At 48.1% G+C, this 18,358-nt stretch carries 11 protein-coding genes; 4 read left to right on the forward strand and 7 right to left on the reverse strand.

The window, feature by feature from the left end:
* Positions 1 to 225 precede the first annotated feature (225 nt).
* Complete coding sequence (locus tag GC096_RS00865) at positions 226 to 2,127, forward strand: TOMM precursor leader peptide-binding protein (RefSeq protein ID WP_171628412.1); 1,902 nt, start codon at positions 226 to 228, stop codon at positions 2,125 to 2,127.
* 305 nt (positions 2,128 to 2,432) lie between these two features.
* The gene (locus GC096_RS00870) at positions 2,433 to 2,543 is read left to right on the forward strand and encodes a YjcZ family sporulation protein (protein WP_171628410.1); all 111 of its coding nucleotides are present in this window, start codon (positions 2,433 to 2,435) and stop codon (positions 2,541 to 2,543) included.
* A gap of 132 nt (positions 2,544 to 2,675) precedes the next feature.
* Here GC096_RS00870 and GC096_RS00875 read toward each other — a convergent pair whose 3' ends face one another.
* The 7 genes from GC096_RS00875 to GC096_RS00905 form a co-directional block, all read right to left on the reverse strand.
* Positions 2,676 to 3,545 carry an alpha/beta fold hydrolase gene (locus tag GC096_RS00875; protein ID WP_312886153.1) on the reverse strand — a complete coding sequence of 290 codons (870 nt, stop codon included), beginning with the start codon at positions 3,543 to 3,545 and terminating at the stop codon, positions 2,676 to 2,678.
* A gap of 137 nt (positions 3,546 to 3,682) precedes the next feature.
* Positions 3,683 to 4,696 carry an SGNH/GDSL hydrolase family protein gene (locus tag GC096_RS00880; protein WP_171628413.1) on the reverse strand — a complete coding sequence of 338 codons (1,014 nt, stop codon included), beginning with the start codon at positions 4,694 to 4,696 and terminating at the stop codon, positions 3,683 to 3,685.
* On the reverse strand, positions 4,693 to 6,129 hold the full coding sequence (locus tag GC096_RS00885; protein WP_171628414.1) for an alpha-L-fucosidase: 1,437 nt from the start codon (positions 6,127 to 6,129) through the stop codon (positions 4,693 to 4,695). The genes GC096_RS00880 and GC096_RS00885 overlap by 4 nt, the downstream gene beginning before the upstream one ends.
* Before the next feature lie 72 nt (positions 6,130 to 6,201).
* Positions 6,202 to 11,583 (reverse strand): chitobiase/beta-hexosaminidase C-terminal domain-containing protein, encoded by a 5,382-nt coding sequence (locus GC096_RS00890; protein ID WP_171628415.1) that lies wholly within the window; start codon positions 11,581 to 11,583, stop codon positions 6,202 to 6,204.
* Positions 11,584 to 11,663: 80 nt separating this feature from the next.
* Positions 11,664 to 13,274, reverse strand: coding sequence for an ABC transporter substrate-binding protein (locus GC096_RS00895; protein WP_171628416.1), 1,611 nt, complete (start codon positions 13,272 to 13,274; stop codon positions 11,664 to 11,666).
* Positions 13,275 to 13,363: 89 nt separating this feature from the next.
* A complete protein-coding gene (locus tag GC096_RS00900; RefSeq protein ID WP_312886154.1) occupies positions 13,364 to 14,260 on the reverse strand; it encodes a carbohydrate ABC transporter permease in 897 nt (298 codons plus the stop codon).
* A gap of 19 nt (positions 14,261 to 14,279) precedes the next feature.
* Positions 14,280 to 15,230 carry an ABC transporter permease gene (locus GC096_RS00905; protein WP_171628417.1) on the reverse strand — a complete coding sequence of 317 codons (951 nt, stop codon included), beginning with the start codon at positions 15,228 to 15,230 and terminating at the stop codon, positions 14,280 to 14,282.
* A gap of 232 nt (positions 15,231 to 15,462) precedes the next feature.
* Between GC096_RS00905 and GC096_RS00910 the strand changes: the two genes are divergently transcribed.
* Both GC096_RS00910 and GC096_RS00915 read left to right on the forward strand, forming a co-directional pair.
* Positions 15,463 to 16,563 (forward strand): response regulator, encoded by a 1,101-nt coding sequence (locus GC096_RS00910; protein ID WP_171628418.1) that lies wholly within the window; start codon positions 15,463 to 15,465, stop codon positions 16,561 to 16,563.
* Positions 16,556 to 18,355 (forward strand): sensor histidine kinase, encoded by a 1,800-nt coding sequence (locus tag GC096_RS00915; RefSeq protein WP_171628419.1) that lies wholly within the window; start codon positions 16,556 to 16,558, stop codon positions 18,353 to 18,355. The genes GC096_RS00910 and GC096_RS00915 overlap by 8 nt, the downstream gene beginning before the upstream one ends.
* The last annotated feature ends 3 nt before the right edge of the window (positions 18,356 to 18,358 follow it).

Consider the following 18,358-nt stretch of genomic DNA (forward strand, 5'->3'; position numbering starts at 1 on the left):
AGAGATACATTGCTATACAATGTACTCCTGTTTAGGTTAGATCGATTGGATACCTGTCCACCCATGTGTAAAAACAGTCATTCACCTACATCTGAAAATTGTAAGCAACTTGTCCAATACGTGCATATATTGGTCATCACTCCTATAAAATGAAGTCATCTTAAAGAAAGGTTGTTATCCCGCCGAAACGAGCGGGGCATATTGCTGCGAGATGAGGTGATCTGCATGAATGCTATCATATCCGTTGTAGGAACAGGTTTATTGGTCGACTTCGTTTGCGGAATGTTATCGGACCATTATCAGGTCGTTCGACAGAAAAATTTCACTTCAGACATACCGAAAGCGGCGAAATTGGTTGTGGTGCTGCACGATGACTGGCCTTCTTCGGGATACTCAGAGGCTGAAGAGGCGTTAAAGCAGGTTGGCATCCCGTGGCTGCGGGGCTTTATTTCAATGGATGAGGGCATAGTCGGGCCTTTGATTCGTCCGGGTGTACCCGGATGCACTGAATGTGCGGATAACCGGCGTTTTACGGCGTCGCCAGCGGACATACAACATGCAGTACGATCTTCGCCCTCAGGACTTTGGCATGTTGCTCACTTGCTGGTTGCCGAGACGCTGCGAGTGCTGCAGGGCAGCCGAGCCCATACAGAACAGCATATGTATATCGTTAACCTTAATAATCTGAGTAGCTCGCTCCATTTCATTCTGCCTGACTCGCTTTGTTCGGTGTGTGGCTGCTTACCAGACGATTCATCGGAGGCGGCCAACATTTCGCTCAAGCCGAGCCCGAAGATAAGCGCAGACAGTTACCGATGCCGTCCGATAGAGGACCTGAAACAACATTTGGTCAAAGACTATATGGATTACCGGACTGGCGTTTTTAATGCCAAGATGCTTGACCTCGTGTCGCCGTTTGCTGGGGTGGGGGTCAATCTGCCGTCGTTTATGATGGGAGATGAGGTAACGGGAGGTCGCAGCTTTTCTTATGCGGAAAGCGAATTGACCGCAATCTTGGAAGGATTGGAGCGGCACTGTGGAATAACCCCCCGCGGCAAACGGACCGTAGTCTACGACAGCTTCAACCATGTTGCGGATCAAGCACTCGACCCCTCCAAGGTTGGATTATATTCGAAGAAACAGTACGCCCTGTCTGATTGTACGTTCGAACCGTTTGATCCCGCCCTCCCGATCGATTGGATTTGGGGCTATTCACTCGTGCAGAAGTTTCCGATCCTTGTTCCTGAGAGTCTCGCTTATTACAGCTCGGGATTTGGTTCTGCCTTTGTTCAGGAAGGCTCTAACGGGTGTGCGTTAGGCGGGAGCTTGGAGGAAGCCATCTTGCACGGTATTTTGGAAGTGGTGGAGCGCGACGCGTTCCTGATGACTTGGTACGCGCAGTTGCCTATCCCGCGCCTGGACCCCTATTCCACTAACGATCAGGAACTGCTGCTCATGCTCGAAAGACTGCGCGTTGTTGCCGGATACGATATACATTTGTTTAATATGACGATGGAGAATGGGATTCCGAGCATTTGGGCGCTCGCGAAAAGCATCAGCCCTGGGAAGATGAATATGATCTGTTCGGCGGGAGCACATCTGGATCCAGTACGGGCAGCGAAAAGCGCCATTCACGAATTTGCCGGCAGGTTAAACTTTTTGCAAGAGAAATTTGAGGAGGGCCAAGAACATATTAGGCAGATGCTCGACGATCCATTTCTCGTATATCAAATGGAGGATCATGCCCTGCTTTACGGTTTGCCGCAAGCAGAGGAACGGCTGCAATTTTTATTGAACGGACAGCGCCCGCTCAGAACGTTTGACGAGGAGTTCAAGCGTAAGGCAAGTCATGCGGATCTAACCGATGATCTGAAGGACATGATCGAGGTGTTTCACCACTTGAACCTCGATGTGATTGTGGTGGATCAATCATCGCTAGAAACGCAGCGAAACGGGCTGCATTGTGTAAAAGTACTGATTCCGGGAATGCTGCCGATGACGTTCGGACATCATTTGAAACGCTTGACGGGGTTAAAGAGAGTGTATCGGGTGCCGGCGAAGCTTGGATATGCGAAAGGACCGCTGAAGGCTGGTCAACTCAATCCGCATCCGCATCCATTTCTATAATAGCCGAATGATCAGTATCGTTTTGCAATAAAAAAACAAAGAGAAAAAGTCACCCTAAATCTTATCCCAGGGTGACTTTTTTCTAGTAAGTGAAGGTTGAAATCATGAGTTGAGTAGCTGTGGAGGTTTAATACATAAGATTCAAATTTTAAAATAATGTGTGTACTCATAGGGAGAATATGCGGTTATTTTTTCCTGGTGTTAGGTAAATGTAAACTCAATTTGGTACATACGTCCAATCAATTACTATATAACGAACATATTTTATACCGTAGTGACAAATCACCAGAGGGGAATGAGTAAACATGGGAGCAGTAGGTTATGGTGGAAGTTGTGCAGGTCACGGTTCAAGTGCAGCAGCTATTTTGGTTCTTTTTATTCTTTTGGTTATCATCACGTCAGCTTTTGTATGGTAATTCCTTAATCCTACACAAATAATAACGAGAAAAAACGTCCGTGAAATAAAATACGGGCTGTTTTTTCTCGTTGTTTTTATCATAAAAATCACCAAGCTTAATCTCAAGTTGACTTTTTATGATAAACGAAAGCTAGATGCCGTATTTACGACCAAAAAAACCTTTAATCAAATCAGCGATTGCATAGTGTGCTTCCTCTAGAACAAAGTGTCCTCCACATAACATGTGTATTTCGGCATCCTGAACATACCTTTTGAACGAATAAGCTCCATTAAGTGTGAAAATGAAATCGTTTTTCCCCCAGGCCACCAATGTAGGCGGCTGAAAAGTTTGTAAATAATGCTGCCAGCGCGGATATTGTGTTACATTCATCCGGTAGTCATATCCCAAGGCCAACTGAATTTCCGAATTCCCCGGACGGTCTAGAAAATATTGGTCCATGGAGTAACCATCCGGACTAATTAGATAAGGGTGACAAATGCCGGTAAGGTACTGTTTTTGAGTGAAGGTTGGGGTAACCAAACTTGCAAAGGCAGCTTTATTCTCCAGACTTGGATCCGCCCAGAGTGCTTTGAACAGGTCAAATGGTTGACCTAATCCTTCTACGTTAACGACTGCATTCTGAATCACAAATCCAAGAATACGTTGTGGATGGCGTACAGCCAAGCGAAACCCTATTGGACCGCCATAATCATGGCAGTACAAGATGTACCTAGGGATGCGGAGATTATAGAGAAGCCTTTCGATTACAAGGGATATATTCTCGAAGGTGTAAGAAAAAGAATCCACAGCGGGCATGCTGCTGTTCCCGTAACCAGGATAGTCTGGCGCAATGACATAATACTTATCAGCCAACAAAGGAATTAAATCTCTGAACATGTAGGAAGAGCTGGGGAATCCATGAAGGAGAATAAGGGCAGGGTTCTTGGGATTGCCGGCTTCACGATAAAAGATGGAGAGTCCATCCACTACCATTTTCTTATAAAGAACGGGTACAAGCACCTTCAGACCTCTTTTTCATTTTGGGTTACTTGTTTTTAAAGATATGAAGCGATCAGCCGGAAAAGTCCATTTGCCTGCCGTCACAACACCGCCAATAGTATCCCGAAACCGCACAACCCACCTCGCCTGTCTAAATTTTAGACCGGCAGAACAGGACGCAACAGCCTTGATAGGTTTTCGGCCATTAACACATGACCGTAATCGGATGGATGAATCATATCGTATGTCAATCCAGAGTAACTGCTCAAGATATCGCTGCCTTCAAATAAATGAACATTCGTATAACCTGACGATAGCTCCCGTAAAATATGATTAAATTCGTGCTGATTCTTCCCCGAATCACTTGGAATTAGCTCCGCGCTTGCTGCATTGGGATAGGAGGTAATCAGCACGACTGGCTTGCCCGGCCCCTTATTGGCCATCCGTTCGATCAAGTAGTCGGCTCTTGAGTGAAATTGCTCTGGACTGAAGCCGCTGCGCATGTTGACGCCGATCTCTAGGGTGGCTATATCCCAATCCTCTCTCTCAGACAGATAATCCGCTACTTCACGCTCGCACAAACATGCGCCGCTCAAGCCAGCGTTCAAAACATCAAGCCCCAACCTCATGGCCGTTTGGCTAACATAAGCGTTTCCCTGATGCGTAGCATGTGCGCTGTGCGTAATGGAAGATCCGTATGCTAGCCATCGCAACCGGGGGAGCTCACTATCGTTAGGCGGACGACAGCCCCCACCGAATGTGTCGACGCCATGAAAAACAGCATGGTATCTACCTGTCATCACCCGCCATACCCCTAACGAGAAGTTCGCGTTACTCCATACTTTGGAATTCATATTTTCCAGTTCGACTGGCTTTTCAAGTAAAATCGTATGTATTGAGCCTTGTATCAAACTATGCTTGGAATGGAAAATATCCCCATAAAATACGAGCGCCTCTCCGTTGCTGTCGAACGATGACAAGGATACGCAAACTTGCGGCGAACCCGACACGAACCGAATTTCACAGCCGCTTGATTGCCGTGAAACAAGCTTCCCCCTCTTGCCCAATGCATTTCGAACGGAAGCTGGGAAGCGATGCAGGCCTACACCTGGGTAATATTCTCTAGACTCGAGTTCAACGACGTTATGAAGCTCTACATTTCGATGTATCATACCCTGTCACCTGTTTCGCCTTCCCGTGACGCTGTCCATTGAATGGCCACAACATCGACAAGCGTCGTGCGGCATTCATCCGGAACGATCAAAAGCAGATGGCCACCTTCATGGCGAAACGTAATGGAATGCCCAGTTCGCAGCATAAACACGCGTTCAGGAATAGCCGTAGTTTCTTTCAATATGACTGGGCCCTCCATGCCAGGCAGCAGATGATAATACCAATACGCCCAGCCACATGTCACTGGAACGTTAGAGCATTCCGGATAGGGCCCTCCCTTGACATCGTAGATAGACTCACCACTGTGTCTCATCCATTCACGAACCTCTGCGAATCTAACTGATATATCCTCAGGCAACGTGCCGTCGGCCTTCGGCCCGATATTCACGAGGAAATTTCCGCCCCATGCCCGAACCTCTGCGAGCCTCGATAGCATCCAAGAGGCCGGTCGATACTGTTCACTCGACCGAATATATGCCCACCAAGGTCCCTCCGCCCATATGTTGCAATGTTCCCATCGGCCAACCGGCCTTTCTTTCGGCATATGACATTCAGGAGTATCGAAATCCCCAACGCCATGCATCCGGGTATTTATGAGTATGCCAGGCTGGAACTTGCGAATCTCCTCTATCGAGATCGCATCGCTCAAATCGCGGCCTCCATCAAACCATAACATGTCTATTTTGCCGTACTGGGTCAGCAGTTCCATTACTTGCCCCCGAATATAAGCAAGGAATTGCTCATGCCAGCCTTGAGGCTGCGGCTGCAGCTGAATCGGCTCATGATGCATGCCATAATGCGCCCTTCCCGCGAAAGATGTTGCTCCGCTCCCCGCTGCACTGCCATAATGAAACGACATATAGTGACGATTGTAGTACCAGTCGGGAGGAGAATAGTACAAGCCAACTTTAAGCCCGTTTCGACGGCACGCCTCCACGAATTCTCCGACAAAATCCCTTCCGTTTAAAGTGAAGGCTGTGTTAAACTGTCCCCATTTGCTTGGCCAAAGGGAGAAACCGTCATGGTGCCGGGTTGTAAGCACTGCATAACGAAACCCAGCCTCAGCGGCACCCGACAACCATTCCTCCGCTGGGTTACTTTTCGGTCGGAATCGTTCAGCTAGACGGAAATAATCCTCCGGCAATATGGTCTTTTCTTCACCGATTGATGCCTCCCACGGCTTCCCGGCCATCATTCCCCAGGAAAGATCACACTCCCCGTCAACTGCGGAAATTCCCCAATGGATGAATAGACCGAGAGCCGCTGTCTCGAACCAGGCCGTATCGGGGTGGGAATTCGGTGAATAAAGCCTCTCGAATAAAGGGTAGTCCGCATGGCCGATAACGGCGTGCTGCAATGCGACAGCATCAGACGATTCCTTCCTTTCTTTTGCTTTCATATGATCCCTAGCCTCGTCGTTTCGAGTTGTCATTCTGTTCACTCTCCTTATGTTGTACGCAAGCTCCCTTAACGTAGGAAGAGAGCCTGCGTACAAGAATCTATACTATGGATTGCGTCGAAGCATGGAAGACGGTAAAGCTTGCTCGGTCATATTCGGTCCCGAGATGGTCAAGTTAGGTATAACACCTTCCCATATGCGAGGCGTCAAGTTCGGAATGTTATAAGCAGCAGCCGTCTGCCCACGATAATCGACATATCGGACCTGTATGCGATGCAATCCGTGCTCAAGCGCGATCGACCAAGTGCCAAAGCCCTGCCTTCCCGTAATTGGATACCATTGCTCGTCGCCGATAAACAATTGCAGATCGTAGCCTGCCATTATATTGGGGAGCAGCCATTCTTCCGGCGCCCGGAAGGTGTAGACACCATCCGATGGAATATCAAGCCATCCGCTGTATTCGAAGCCGTATGCGCCGTCGGTTGCCTTCGCCGAGAAATCGAACAGTCCCGACGCCGTGCCCAGCGATGTAGGATCCATCCGATCCATGTGAACCATAAGATCTTTCCAATCCCCTGCATAATAGCGGTAAACCACACCGCTCACAGTTGAGGCCGAAACAGCCTGTCGAAGTGCTTGCTTCGTGAATGTCGCTGTGCGAACGGAGCTTACATTCGTGCTGTCTATGGTATCCTTGACGTTCGTGACACCCGCGCGAAAAGCTCTCGCCTTCACCTTAGCCGAATTCGTTAGCACAAACGGACCTGTGTACAGTGATGAAGAAAGAGTCGGAATACTACCATCCAATGTGTAATGTATGGACGCGCCTGCTGTATAGGTCGCCATCGTGACCGTTACGGAATCGACAAATACATCTGCTCCGGGAGTGATGGTGACTTCGCCAACCGGCTTATTTATGCTTCCCAACTGCTGCATAACCCCATTTCGAATTTCAAACTCGAAGCTGACGTTCTGCGGCGTTCCGCTCTCAGACATAACGGTAACTCCTAGTGCCATCCCTTTCGTGTCCCCGTTCACATCCGTTAGCAGCAAAAGCGCTTCTCCTTGAATGGAAACCGATCCCAGCGACAATACCTCGTTTTTATCCGCTGCCGCTTGATATTGTACAACTTTTCCATCTGACATAATCGCCTTGAATCCGGCTACCCCGCTACCGTTGCGTGGCTCGATCGATATGAGTTCGGCCTGCTGGGTTTGGCGTGGATAAATGACGCTCACAAGCGCTTGATCACCGCTTCCAGAGAAGGAAGCGCTCAATCTGTAAAAATCAGATACCTTATACAGGTTCGTAGCCGCCACGGTTTCTACAGTACCGGTAGTCGTAATCGCGGAGCTTCCGAATTGATACACGGACAAGTTGCTGACGCCAGGATCTTGGGTGCGCATGTAGCCGGAACGAGCGTCGGACTGTCCACGCTCGATATGCGTCGGATCAAACACGCGGTAGCCGGGTGACCGGGAACCGATAACTTGCGAAGGCAGACGCAAATCCATTCGATAGTTATGCGTACCTCCACTGATCAAACGATCCGTCACAATCCATAGGCCTTGCTCCTGCAGCAATGTCAACATGCGTTGATGGGCCGTATCGTCGGTACCGGTACCTTCGTCTTTTCCGTAATGTCCCTCATACATGCCTTCTGTGAATTGAAACGAAGGAGATTCATACCATCGCAGATCAGCCGGCTCATCCCAGCTGGACACGAGAGTCTGTCTATGGCCCCAGCTGGAGATACCGTACGAGTAATTCTGCATGTCTCCATCGACGGTAAGCGGGCTTGGGATGTTGTCATATGCTCCCACCTCGCCAGGTACCACCATATCTTGACCGAATGCTTGAATCGAAAGCATATTGTTGCCCTGCAAGCTATGGTATCCGTAATTGCCTGGATGGCTCGAACTGAACAAGAACGCTTCCTGACTGTCCGGCATCCAACCGCTCCTTATGAACGAATAGCCACCATAAGGGAACCATTCCGATGTAAAATCGGGCTCCGCCGGTATCGGGCTCCCGGAGCCGATGGCCAGAATAGCTGCAATATTCGAATCCTGGAGTGCTTCTGGAATCGCATCCTGCAGCAATTCCTTCACAGTCGCCGTCCAGTCGCGCCAATCGATGCGGAAGCCAGCCGGGAATTTGCCCTTCAAATTTAATGCGTGAGACATCAGCTTGGCACGCGCCATCAACCGTTCTTTAATTTCCGCTTCTCGCTCAGGCGGCATTAAATCGGGCCGCAGCGTCTTTACGACTTGATAAGCAAGTCCCGCACCGTAACGCAAATCCTCCCGGTTGTAGGATAACGATTGCTCCGACTCCGTGCCGTCCGGCATATAATGTGTGGTGCCGAAGTCCTCCATGCGGCGAAACCCTTCCCGCAGATAGAAGGAACTGTCCTTGAATTCACTCAGTAGAAGTCCGTTCATGATCAGCGAAGTAAAAATGCCAGTTGTCCAGTTTTGCGGATTGGACCTGCCGTATACGATCGAAATCGGAGGATATTCCTCCTGCATCTTGATTAATACCCTCGCCAATGTAGTAGCCGGCAGCCCTTCCCCATCAGCCGGCAAATGGTCGGCAAGCAATTTCAATTGCCTCATTAGGTACACGACTGCACGTGCTCCGGATTGATCCGCGTCCGGAATTTCAGCAGGCAGAATGGCATCATAACCGTGAGAGTGAAGCGCCCAGTCATCGACATAGTCTCCCCATTTGTCCAAATAGGATAGATTTCCCGAACTATTGAAACGATTGAGCAACGGATAGAATTGATCAATATGCCACATATAGTTATTGCGTGACGCATACCCTGCATTGGTGGCAGGTGCTTCGAAGCGCCAATCGATTCGGCCAGGTTCACCAATTAGGATTTTTCTCATATCGGGCGTCGTTAGTATGTTGTACAGAAGCTCGTCGGGCATCGAATCACCCTTACCGAATGTAAAACTCAACAGCTCTTGGTCCCAATTGAACGTGTTGATATTGCGCAGTTTATTCAGGAAATAGCTGCGAAACGCCATCAACGCTCCTTCATAATCCTCGCTTGTAACCAGTTGTCGGAAATCGGTCAGCCCCGGAACCGTCGGGTCGAGCACGCCAGCGAGTTTTTTGGCAAGCTGCTCTACACTGGCTGCAGAATTTCGGTCGTTAAATTCCGATTGCTGAGCGGAAACACCACTCGGTTCAGCCGCAGTCGCATTAACTGTAATAGTAGGCGGCCGGATTCCGAAGCGAACCTTATTCAGCTCATCCAGCAACGCAGCATCGTTGATTGGATCGAACAGGTTGGGATTCGCGTCCAGCACCCATACACCGCGAGCATTATCTTGAAACAACGTCAACCCGAACACCTGCCCGACATTTCCGATAGGAACCTGTAAGGCGTTAGTTTCACGGACGGCCGGATGATCTAGCGGCATCAAGACACCGTTGACTGTCATCGTCGGCAATCCGGGATACAACTGCAAGGTCGTGCCGCCATAAGTGACGGTATAGACGGTTTGCGATTCGTTCCAGCTCCCCGTCCAGCCCAGCTGGTTAGCGAGAAACTGCACCGGCGCCATCGCAATGCCGTTAACCAGCTCGGGCCTGACGTCCGGGTGGTCCGTTGAAATCATCTTCCGTTTATTGCGGACATAGCTGTAAGCACGATCTGGGTACAGGACGATTGATTGAATAATTCGCTGCTTAAGCGAGGATGAATAATAAATCGTCTCTTCCCTGATGTGATCCAGCAAACTCTGCACGTGAGCAGCAATACGGGACGATGTATTGCCATACATGTGCTCATCGTCCATATAAAGTGCCGCATCGCCGTAGCTGGCAGCAGTACCCGTAATTCTCACCGCCGTTGATTTGATTCCCAACGTATAGTTGATAGGCTGGGTATTGGCGTTCTTGATGAGTAAATGTCTGCCTAAGGAGGACTCGATGACTTCACTGCTGCTGGAATCAATGATATGAATATCATAAGTAGCTTCTTCCAGATGCATGACAACGATAATTCGATACCAACGATCATTCACGATTGAGCCGATTGCAAGCCGATCCTCTCCTGCGCTGCCGTCCGCTTTCCCTACATAGACACCCGAAGCGTTTCCCGGTGCTTGAATCCGAAATAAATTGACGGATTGATTGCCGTCCTGCGTTCGTATGGTTTGTAGATGATACAGGCCCGTTCCTGTCCCTTCGAAGCGAAACGATTTCTCATAGAGGACTGTACCCTTAATTGGCGAGGCGAAGCTGCTCCCCCCCCAAAAGCCGCTCGTCGGAATCTGCCCAAATGTCATCTTGGCTACGTAATTTCCAGTTCCATCAGCGTCCTTCTGAACACGAACATCGTAATTATTTTGATTAAAAACGATGGAGTTTAATGAGTTCAGCTGATAGTCATTATTTAAATACCAGTGATTGATTCTTCCAGCAAGTGCGTTCACACGTGTCTGTAGCGTGCTGATGTCTTCGTCGTCAGGCAGCTCTCGCAACAGCGCTTGAGCAGCAGCGAGATCAGCTTCTAGCTCACTTTGCTCGGCCGTGTAAACAGCTGCCGACGCTTGCGCAACCATACCGGTACGAAGAGCGGACAGTCTCATTTGCATGTTGGTTTTGACTGTTCCGGCAGCCAATGCTGCCACCTTCCCGTCGGCATAAGTAATTTCTGCTTTATTGCGTCCAATTTCAGCGTTATTTACCAAGAACTCCGCCTGTGTAGCCGCAGACATCGTATAGAGAAACAGATCGTCACTGTATGTTGCTGCGTAACCCAATGTCGAACCGCTATGCTTGCCGTACAGCCATTTAAATCCGGCTGAATAGTCTACGGTTGTCGTTCCGATGACAGTAGGCAAATGGCGGCCTGTGCTGCCATACAACCGATTGCCGGCTTGGTCAAGCAAGTAAATATCGTACGTAGCGGTGGACGTATTAATCACAGTCCGAATGGCGTACCACACTTGCGTTTGAATCAGATTCGCTGGCACGACATTCTCTTCGCCACTGCCATTCGCTTTCGTCAGATACAATCCAGGGTTTGAACCTGGGTAATGGATACGCCAAATCGGCACCGGAATGTTTCCACTCTGGGTCCGCATATACATGACGTAATACAGGTTGTTTCCGCTTCCATCAAGTCTCACCTTCTGGTCTAACACGAATGTGCCTGTCAACGGCGTAAATGACATTGTAGGTGTGTACCCGCTTGGTGCTGTGCTTCCATACAGCTGTCGAGCGACCTTATTGCCTGCTTCGGATGGATCTTGCTGCACTGTCAATTGGTAATTGCCAGAAGTAAGAAGAGCATCTCCAACCGACTTCGATTCATAATCTTCGTAGACCGACGATACGACCGTGGGGAGCTGGGGCATTACTCCCGATGCCTCGGCTTGCTGAGAACCAAGGATTGGAAGGAAACCGTTAAGAAAAGCGAGGACCAACCATAAGGCTGTGATACGTTTCGTTATTGACATCATGAACACTCCTTTGAGGTTGTGAGACCAACCGAAATGGTGAGTCGCCGGAACTGCCATAGCAGCTCCGGCCAACTTTCCTTTTACTTAATGTTGTTTTTCTTAACGAATTCATCAACCTGCCTTTGCATTTCGGCAACGATTTTATCGGAGCCGGATTTTTTCATTTTATCAATTGCCTGCTTATATTTATCCTCATAGTCGGCAAGCGCGCCGCTCCTCAACGCATTTTCGAATTCTGTGCGTACGGCCGCTACCTGAGCAAGCTCCGTAGCGATCGCCGTCGTATCCGGCTTGAACGACATCAGCGCCGATTTGGTCGCCGTCTCGTGAAGTTTTTTCACGAAAGTGTTATATCCTTCTTTGTCCGCCTGTGTTTCGTACGTTTGGAACGTATTGCCGAGCACCCATTTCCACAAGCCGTATTTGGCCGTTGGTGTGCCTTGCCCAGTGTAGCCGATGGTCTCCATGCGCGTCGGGGAAACTTTCTTATAGTGCTCGCCCTCCAAGCCCCACACAAGCAGATCGTAAAGTTCTTTCCCCTTGCTAGTGTTGATTAGCTCGATTAATTGCATCGCACGCTCCGGGTTTTTACTTGTGCGTGGAATAACTGTAGCGGTTGCGGCATCCCCTGACGAGATAAACGTTTGGTTGGACAGCGGGATGTTGTAGTACTCCACTGTGCCTGCTTGCGCATTGCCTGGGGTCACCGTGGTGCCTTCTTCAACTTGGTTGTGTGCCCAGACCACACTTCCGTTCAGCTTGCCGTCATCAACGCGAGGGTCTTGCATCGACAGAATATCTTTCCGAATATAGCCTTTCTTGAACCAGTCAGCGGCTACATCGAACGAATCCTTAAATTCCGGCGTTTCGTACATATTGACAACTTTGAAACTCTTATCGTCAATTCGGTAGCCCGCAATATAATTCGTGGAACTGAACGTCTCGTACCCTTTCGTTTGAATAAACTGCATAATCGTCGAGATGGAAGCCCCTTTGCCAAGCAAATTATTATCTTTAAGCGCTTTCAAATAGGCTTCAATAGGTTCATAGGCCTCTTTCACCGACGTCTTAGCTCCAAAATTGACCGCTTGCAGCTTCTTCACGTCCAAATATTTGTCTGCCAGATCCTTGGGCACCTTGAGGCTTGGACCCATGCCGGCTTCTAGCTGCTGATTTGGAACTGCATACGTTTTGCCGTCTACGACGGTACGTTTCATGACCCAATCCGGCACACCAGTTGCTAGTTTAGGCGCATATTTGGCGATCAGATCGTCAAGAGGCAAGAAGGCACCCTTCTTCACTTCCGGTACGAACGGAATTAAATAGCCGGTCCAAGCCAAATCAATCTCCTCGCCTGATGCAGCTAGTAATTTCCATTTTTCCACGAATTCCGTCCGGCTCAACTCGACAAATTCAACTGTCGTATTGGGCAACAACGGCTGCAGCCTTTTGTTAAACTCCGCCCATACCCGTTCGGAATCCTCTTGCTTGCCCGGACCCATAAATACCCATTTCAATTTTACCGCCTTGTTGTCAGCCAGTGTACTTGCGGTTGGCACTGTCGTATTGCTCGTCGAACTCTTTCCATTGTTCCCGGAGGTTTCGCAGCCCGCCACTGTCAGGGCAAGCATCAAGCCTGCACAGAGCGAAATCGCAGACAGCTTGCTTCTTTTTTTTCTGAACATATCCATTTCTCATCCTCCAATTGGATTCATTTAATAAGTCAAGTGTTCCCCCTGCTTAATTCGCATATATAGCGATCGATCGTATACATAGCCCGCTACCCCTTAACCGCTCCGATCGTTAGTCCCTTGGCAAAATATTTCTGGAAGAAAGGGAAGATCACGAGCATCGGTCCAGCTGCTACAATACACATTGCAAATTTCATGCTTTCCGTCGGAACTTCCAACATGCTGCCAGTAAACATCCCGGGTGGCGCATCTTGGGCTAAACTCTTTACAAACTCTGCGTCCATTAATATTTTCTGAAGCAAATATTGCAAAGTGTAGAGCTTGGAATTGTTCACGTAGATCAAGGAAGTGTACCAATTGTTCCAACGATCCAAAATATTGAACAACGCAATCGTGGCCAGAACCGGCTTGGACAGAGGCATAATAATACGAAAGAAAATCGTCAGCTCGCGAGCTCCATCCATTTTCGCAGATTCTGCAAGTGAGTATGGAATCCCTTGGAAGAATGTCCGTAAGATGATAATGTGGAACGCATTGGCCAAAGTAGGCAGAATATAAATCCAAAAGGTATTGCCGATATGCAAATACTGTGTGTTTAGAATGTAAGATGGAATCAACCCGCCACCAAACAACATGGTGAAAAAGATAAAAAAAGTAGTTGTATTGCGCAGTTTATAATGCACTAGCGATAATGGGTAGGCGCAGAGCGCCATAACAATTAGAGCGAGCAACGTCCCGAATAGAGCCTGAAACGCCGTGATGATGTAGGAATCGATCATCTGCGCCGGATTTTCGAATACATAGCGATAAGCAGTGAAATCGATTCGAATCGGCAATAGTCGATAGCCCTCTCGCATCAACTCCTGCTCGTTCGAGAGCGATACGGAGATGATCATGAGAAACGGAAGTAAGAACGCCAACGAGAATAGGATAAAAAACAGATGAATGAACATGGTGCTGAACTTTAACTTAACAGGCTTCGTCACCGGCACTCTCCCTCCTGCCTTAGAACAATGAATTGTCCGGCCTTATTTTCTTTACAATTAAATTTACACTTACGACCAACACAAGTCCGACAACGGATTGAAACAATCCGACGGCGGCGGTCATGCCAATCTCACCTAACCGAAGTCCACGGAACACATAAGTGTCAATTACATCCGTTACGGGATATAGCGTCCCTACGTTGCGCGGAATTTGATAGAAGAGACCGAAATCGCCTCGGAACAAGTCGCCAACCGCCAGAATGCCAAGAATAAACATCAACGGCGCAAGCGAGGGAATCGAAATATGCCACATCTGCCTGAGTCGATTCGCGCCGTCGATTCGCGCAGCTTCATATTGTTCTTGATCAATACCTAGCAATGCAGCGTAATAAATAATACAATCAAGCCCGATATGCTTCCATAAATTCGAAACTACGAGAATATACGGCCAATACTTCGTGTCCCCGAACCATTGCACCGGTTCCATTCCGAAAAACACTCTCAGTTGGTTCAATATTCCGAGCTCCGGATTAAGCAATGTGTATGAGATGTATCCTACGATGACCCAAGACAGAAATCGGGGGAGAATCATGCTCGTCTGGTACACTTTAATTGCATACCGGTTCCTTACTTCAAACAACAGCAAAGCTACGGTCACCGAAGCCATGATGCCGATAACAAGAAAAGTCGAGCTGTACGCGACTGTATTCCTTGTAATGCGCCAAGCATCCTGTGAGGTTAGAAAGAATTCAAAATTACGAACCCCCACCCACTTGCTTCCTAGAATACCGAGATCATATCGGTAATCCTTAAAAGCAACGATCACACCGCCGATCGGCAAATAGTGAAATACAATAAAATACAGAATGGCGGGTAGAGTTAATAGAAACAGTTCGACATGTCCAACAAAAACCGACAATCTCCGTCCCACTCTTGTACGCTGCCGTTTCGTCAATGTGATTTCATTCATGCGTTTCCTCCTTTTCTCATAGGAACAGTTCTGCCAAACCGCTTCCGAATTTATATCAAACACTTTGATCAGGAGTGTTGTGCAATCCCTATTGTACGCGCTCTCATCCTTAGATTACATTCCAACATCTTGCCTTTGGTGCATATTCTTTGCATCTTTATTTTTTTCCAACTTACTATTCACACTACATGATAGAATTAGAATTATTCGCAAGAGATAAGGGGGAGATCACTTGTATAAGTTGGTCATCGTTGATGATGAGGAACGGATTCGCAACGGGTTGAAGAAATTTATAAATTGGACTGGTCTCGGATTCGATTGTGTTGCCGATTTCGAAGACGGAGCTGATGCGATGCATTACTTGCAGCACCATGAAGCTGATGTCGTACTGACCGATATCCGGATGGCTCAATTATCAGGGATCGAATTAGCTCGATATGTCTTTGAGCAACGTCCACGCGTTAAAGTCGTCATTAACAGCGGCTATGCCCAGTTTGAATACGCCAAACGTGCGATAGAATATAAAGTTGAGCACTACCTCATTAAACCGACCAATGTGGAGGAAATGCGGCAAGTTTTTACGAACATTCGAACGGCTCTCGATCAAGAACGCCCGGAGCCGTTTGACGATTTTCCTGCCAGACAAGGTCACTTTCTGGAACAGAGAGAGCATGAACAGATTCGGAGGCATCACCCTAACATCTTGGAGGGCATGAAGGCAGGGAGTTCGTCTATTGTCATTGATCGTTTCAATATGCTGCTCGACGACATTCTCCAATCGAGACCCGATCTGCTCTATCTGCTTGTCATCGATCTTTTCACAGATATTGCAAACGCTTTCAAAGAATTGGACCTGTTCCGCCTTACGGGAGGACGGTTCGACTACCGTCTGCTTACCCCGCAACAGAGTCCTGCCGACATTCGTCGTTGGGGCGAACAGGTGCTGCAAGATACAATTTCCTGTTTATCCAAGCGCAACCAAAACAACCCGTCTTACCTACTACAACAAGCACAGACTTTCATAGAAGCGAACTATACCAAGGATCTCTCACTGGAAGAGGTGGCAAGCTCCATCTACGTCAGTTCTACCTACTTCAGCCGCTTCTACAAACAGCAGACGGGGGAAACCTTTGTCGAAGCGCTGACACGCATACGCTTGAATAAAGCTGTAGAACTGCTGAAACTGCGCAAGTATAAAATCTACGAAATCAGCGAAAGAGTCGGCTATCAAAGTAGTAAATATTTTAATAGGCAGTTTAAGCAAGCCTTCGGATATACGCCCAAAGAGTATGTTCGACTGATTCTAATGGGGAGCGATCTGGAAGATGAATAGTAAACGCGGCATCTGGTACTACATCCAAAACTACAGGTTTCAGAGTATATTCGTCCGTAACTTCTTGATTGTTCTGGTGCTCGTCATATTGCCGCTGGCAGGTATGAGCTCCTTTCTTTATCGCAGCTCCCACCAGATTATCGAGGGAGAGGTGAGTCAAGTCAACAAAAGCTCGCTTTACCGAGTTAGGGACATCTTGGATGTCCTGTTCCGAGAAACAAGCATGCTCTCAACACAAATATCCCAGCAGACAGATACGCAGCTCTTTATGCTCGATACGAACTCAGCTAATCTTGTGCGTGGGGAGTACAATAAAATCAACAGCACAATCAGCATGTTCACACTTATTTATGAATACATCTCGTCCATATACGTCTATTCGGAGAAAAACGGGTACGTCATTTCCAATAAAGAAAACAACTTTTACGATAATTTTGCAGACAAATCGTGGTATCCTTACTACGAGCAAAGCGATTCTGTGTATACCAAGTCACTTCCCCGCAAGAGCCGCGAGGTCTACCCGTTCGTCCTTTCTTTTGTTAAGCCCAGCTACCTGAACGCCAAGGATAAAATAGGTGCGGTCATCATCAATATCGACCTGGAGGAACTTGGGAAGCTCATTCAGCCAGCTGACGGAAAGAAGGACCATCAACTCTTTATCATCGACGAAAACAAGAACTACATTTACAACCAAGACATGAAACTTCTATTTCCTGGGAAATCAAAGCCTGCTTATCTGCAAGCATTGGATCAAAAACTGGATGAACTGCTCAATCAAAAAGAACCCTATTCAGGCATAGTGAAGCTCGATGGCGAATCCTACATCCTGACTTTAGCCAAGCTAAGCTTCAATAATTGGGCCTGTCTGTCCCTTCTCCCCATCCAAGAGTACGAATCAAATATCCGTAACATTTTGAACTACACAGTCTTACTGCTGCTATTGTTTGCCGCGTTAGGCGTTATCGTGGCCTTTCTTATTTCCGTAAGAACCTTTCAGCCGATTCGAAATATCATTCACTTGATGGAACAACTGGAGAGAGATGGGGTGACAAGATCACCGGATGGCAGAGATAACGAGGTGCGTTACATCTCTGGCAACATCCTCAATAGTGCCCAAACCAAACGCAGAATTGAAGAGGAACTGTCCCATCGCTCCCAATTGCTGAACGAGGCTCAGGCTTCTGCCCTGCAGGCACAAATTAACCCTCATTTCATTGGAAACTCCTTGGAGACCATTAATTGGATGGCGATCGAGCTGACCAACGGAGAACCTAACGAAGTGTCCGACACGATTGGAACACTCTCACAGTTGATGCAGCTGAGTCTCGATATGGATAACCGTCTAGTTCCATTTCGAGTGGAGGTGGAGCATGCTCACTTGTATTTGCGCATGATGGATATTCGTTATAAGAATAAATTTCAAATCGTGTGGGATATTCCACAAGCGCTAATGTCTGTGCAGGTCATCAAGCTTATGCTTCAGCCTCTGCTCGAGAATGCCATTCAGCATGGCATACATCCGAGTCGGAAACAAGGAGAAATAACAATAACCGGGTTTATCGAAAACGACCTCATGCTGCTTCACATTAGGGATAACGGGATTGGAATCGAAGCGGAGAAACTGGACACGCTCAATGCCACCATGCAGCAAAAACGTATGTTGCACGCCGAGCATATCGGACTGAAGAACGTCAACCAGCGGCTGAAGCTCACGTTCGGGGAAGCCTACGGCTTGAGCTTGATAAGTAAACCCGGGAAAGGCACAACTGTCATCATTAAGCTTCCTTTATAACGA

It is taken from the genome of Paenibacillus plantarum, from assembly GCF_013141695.1.
Lineage (GTDB): Bacteria > Bacillota > Bacilli > Paenibacillales > NBRC-103111 > Paenibacillus_E > Paenibacillus_E plantarum.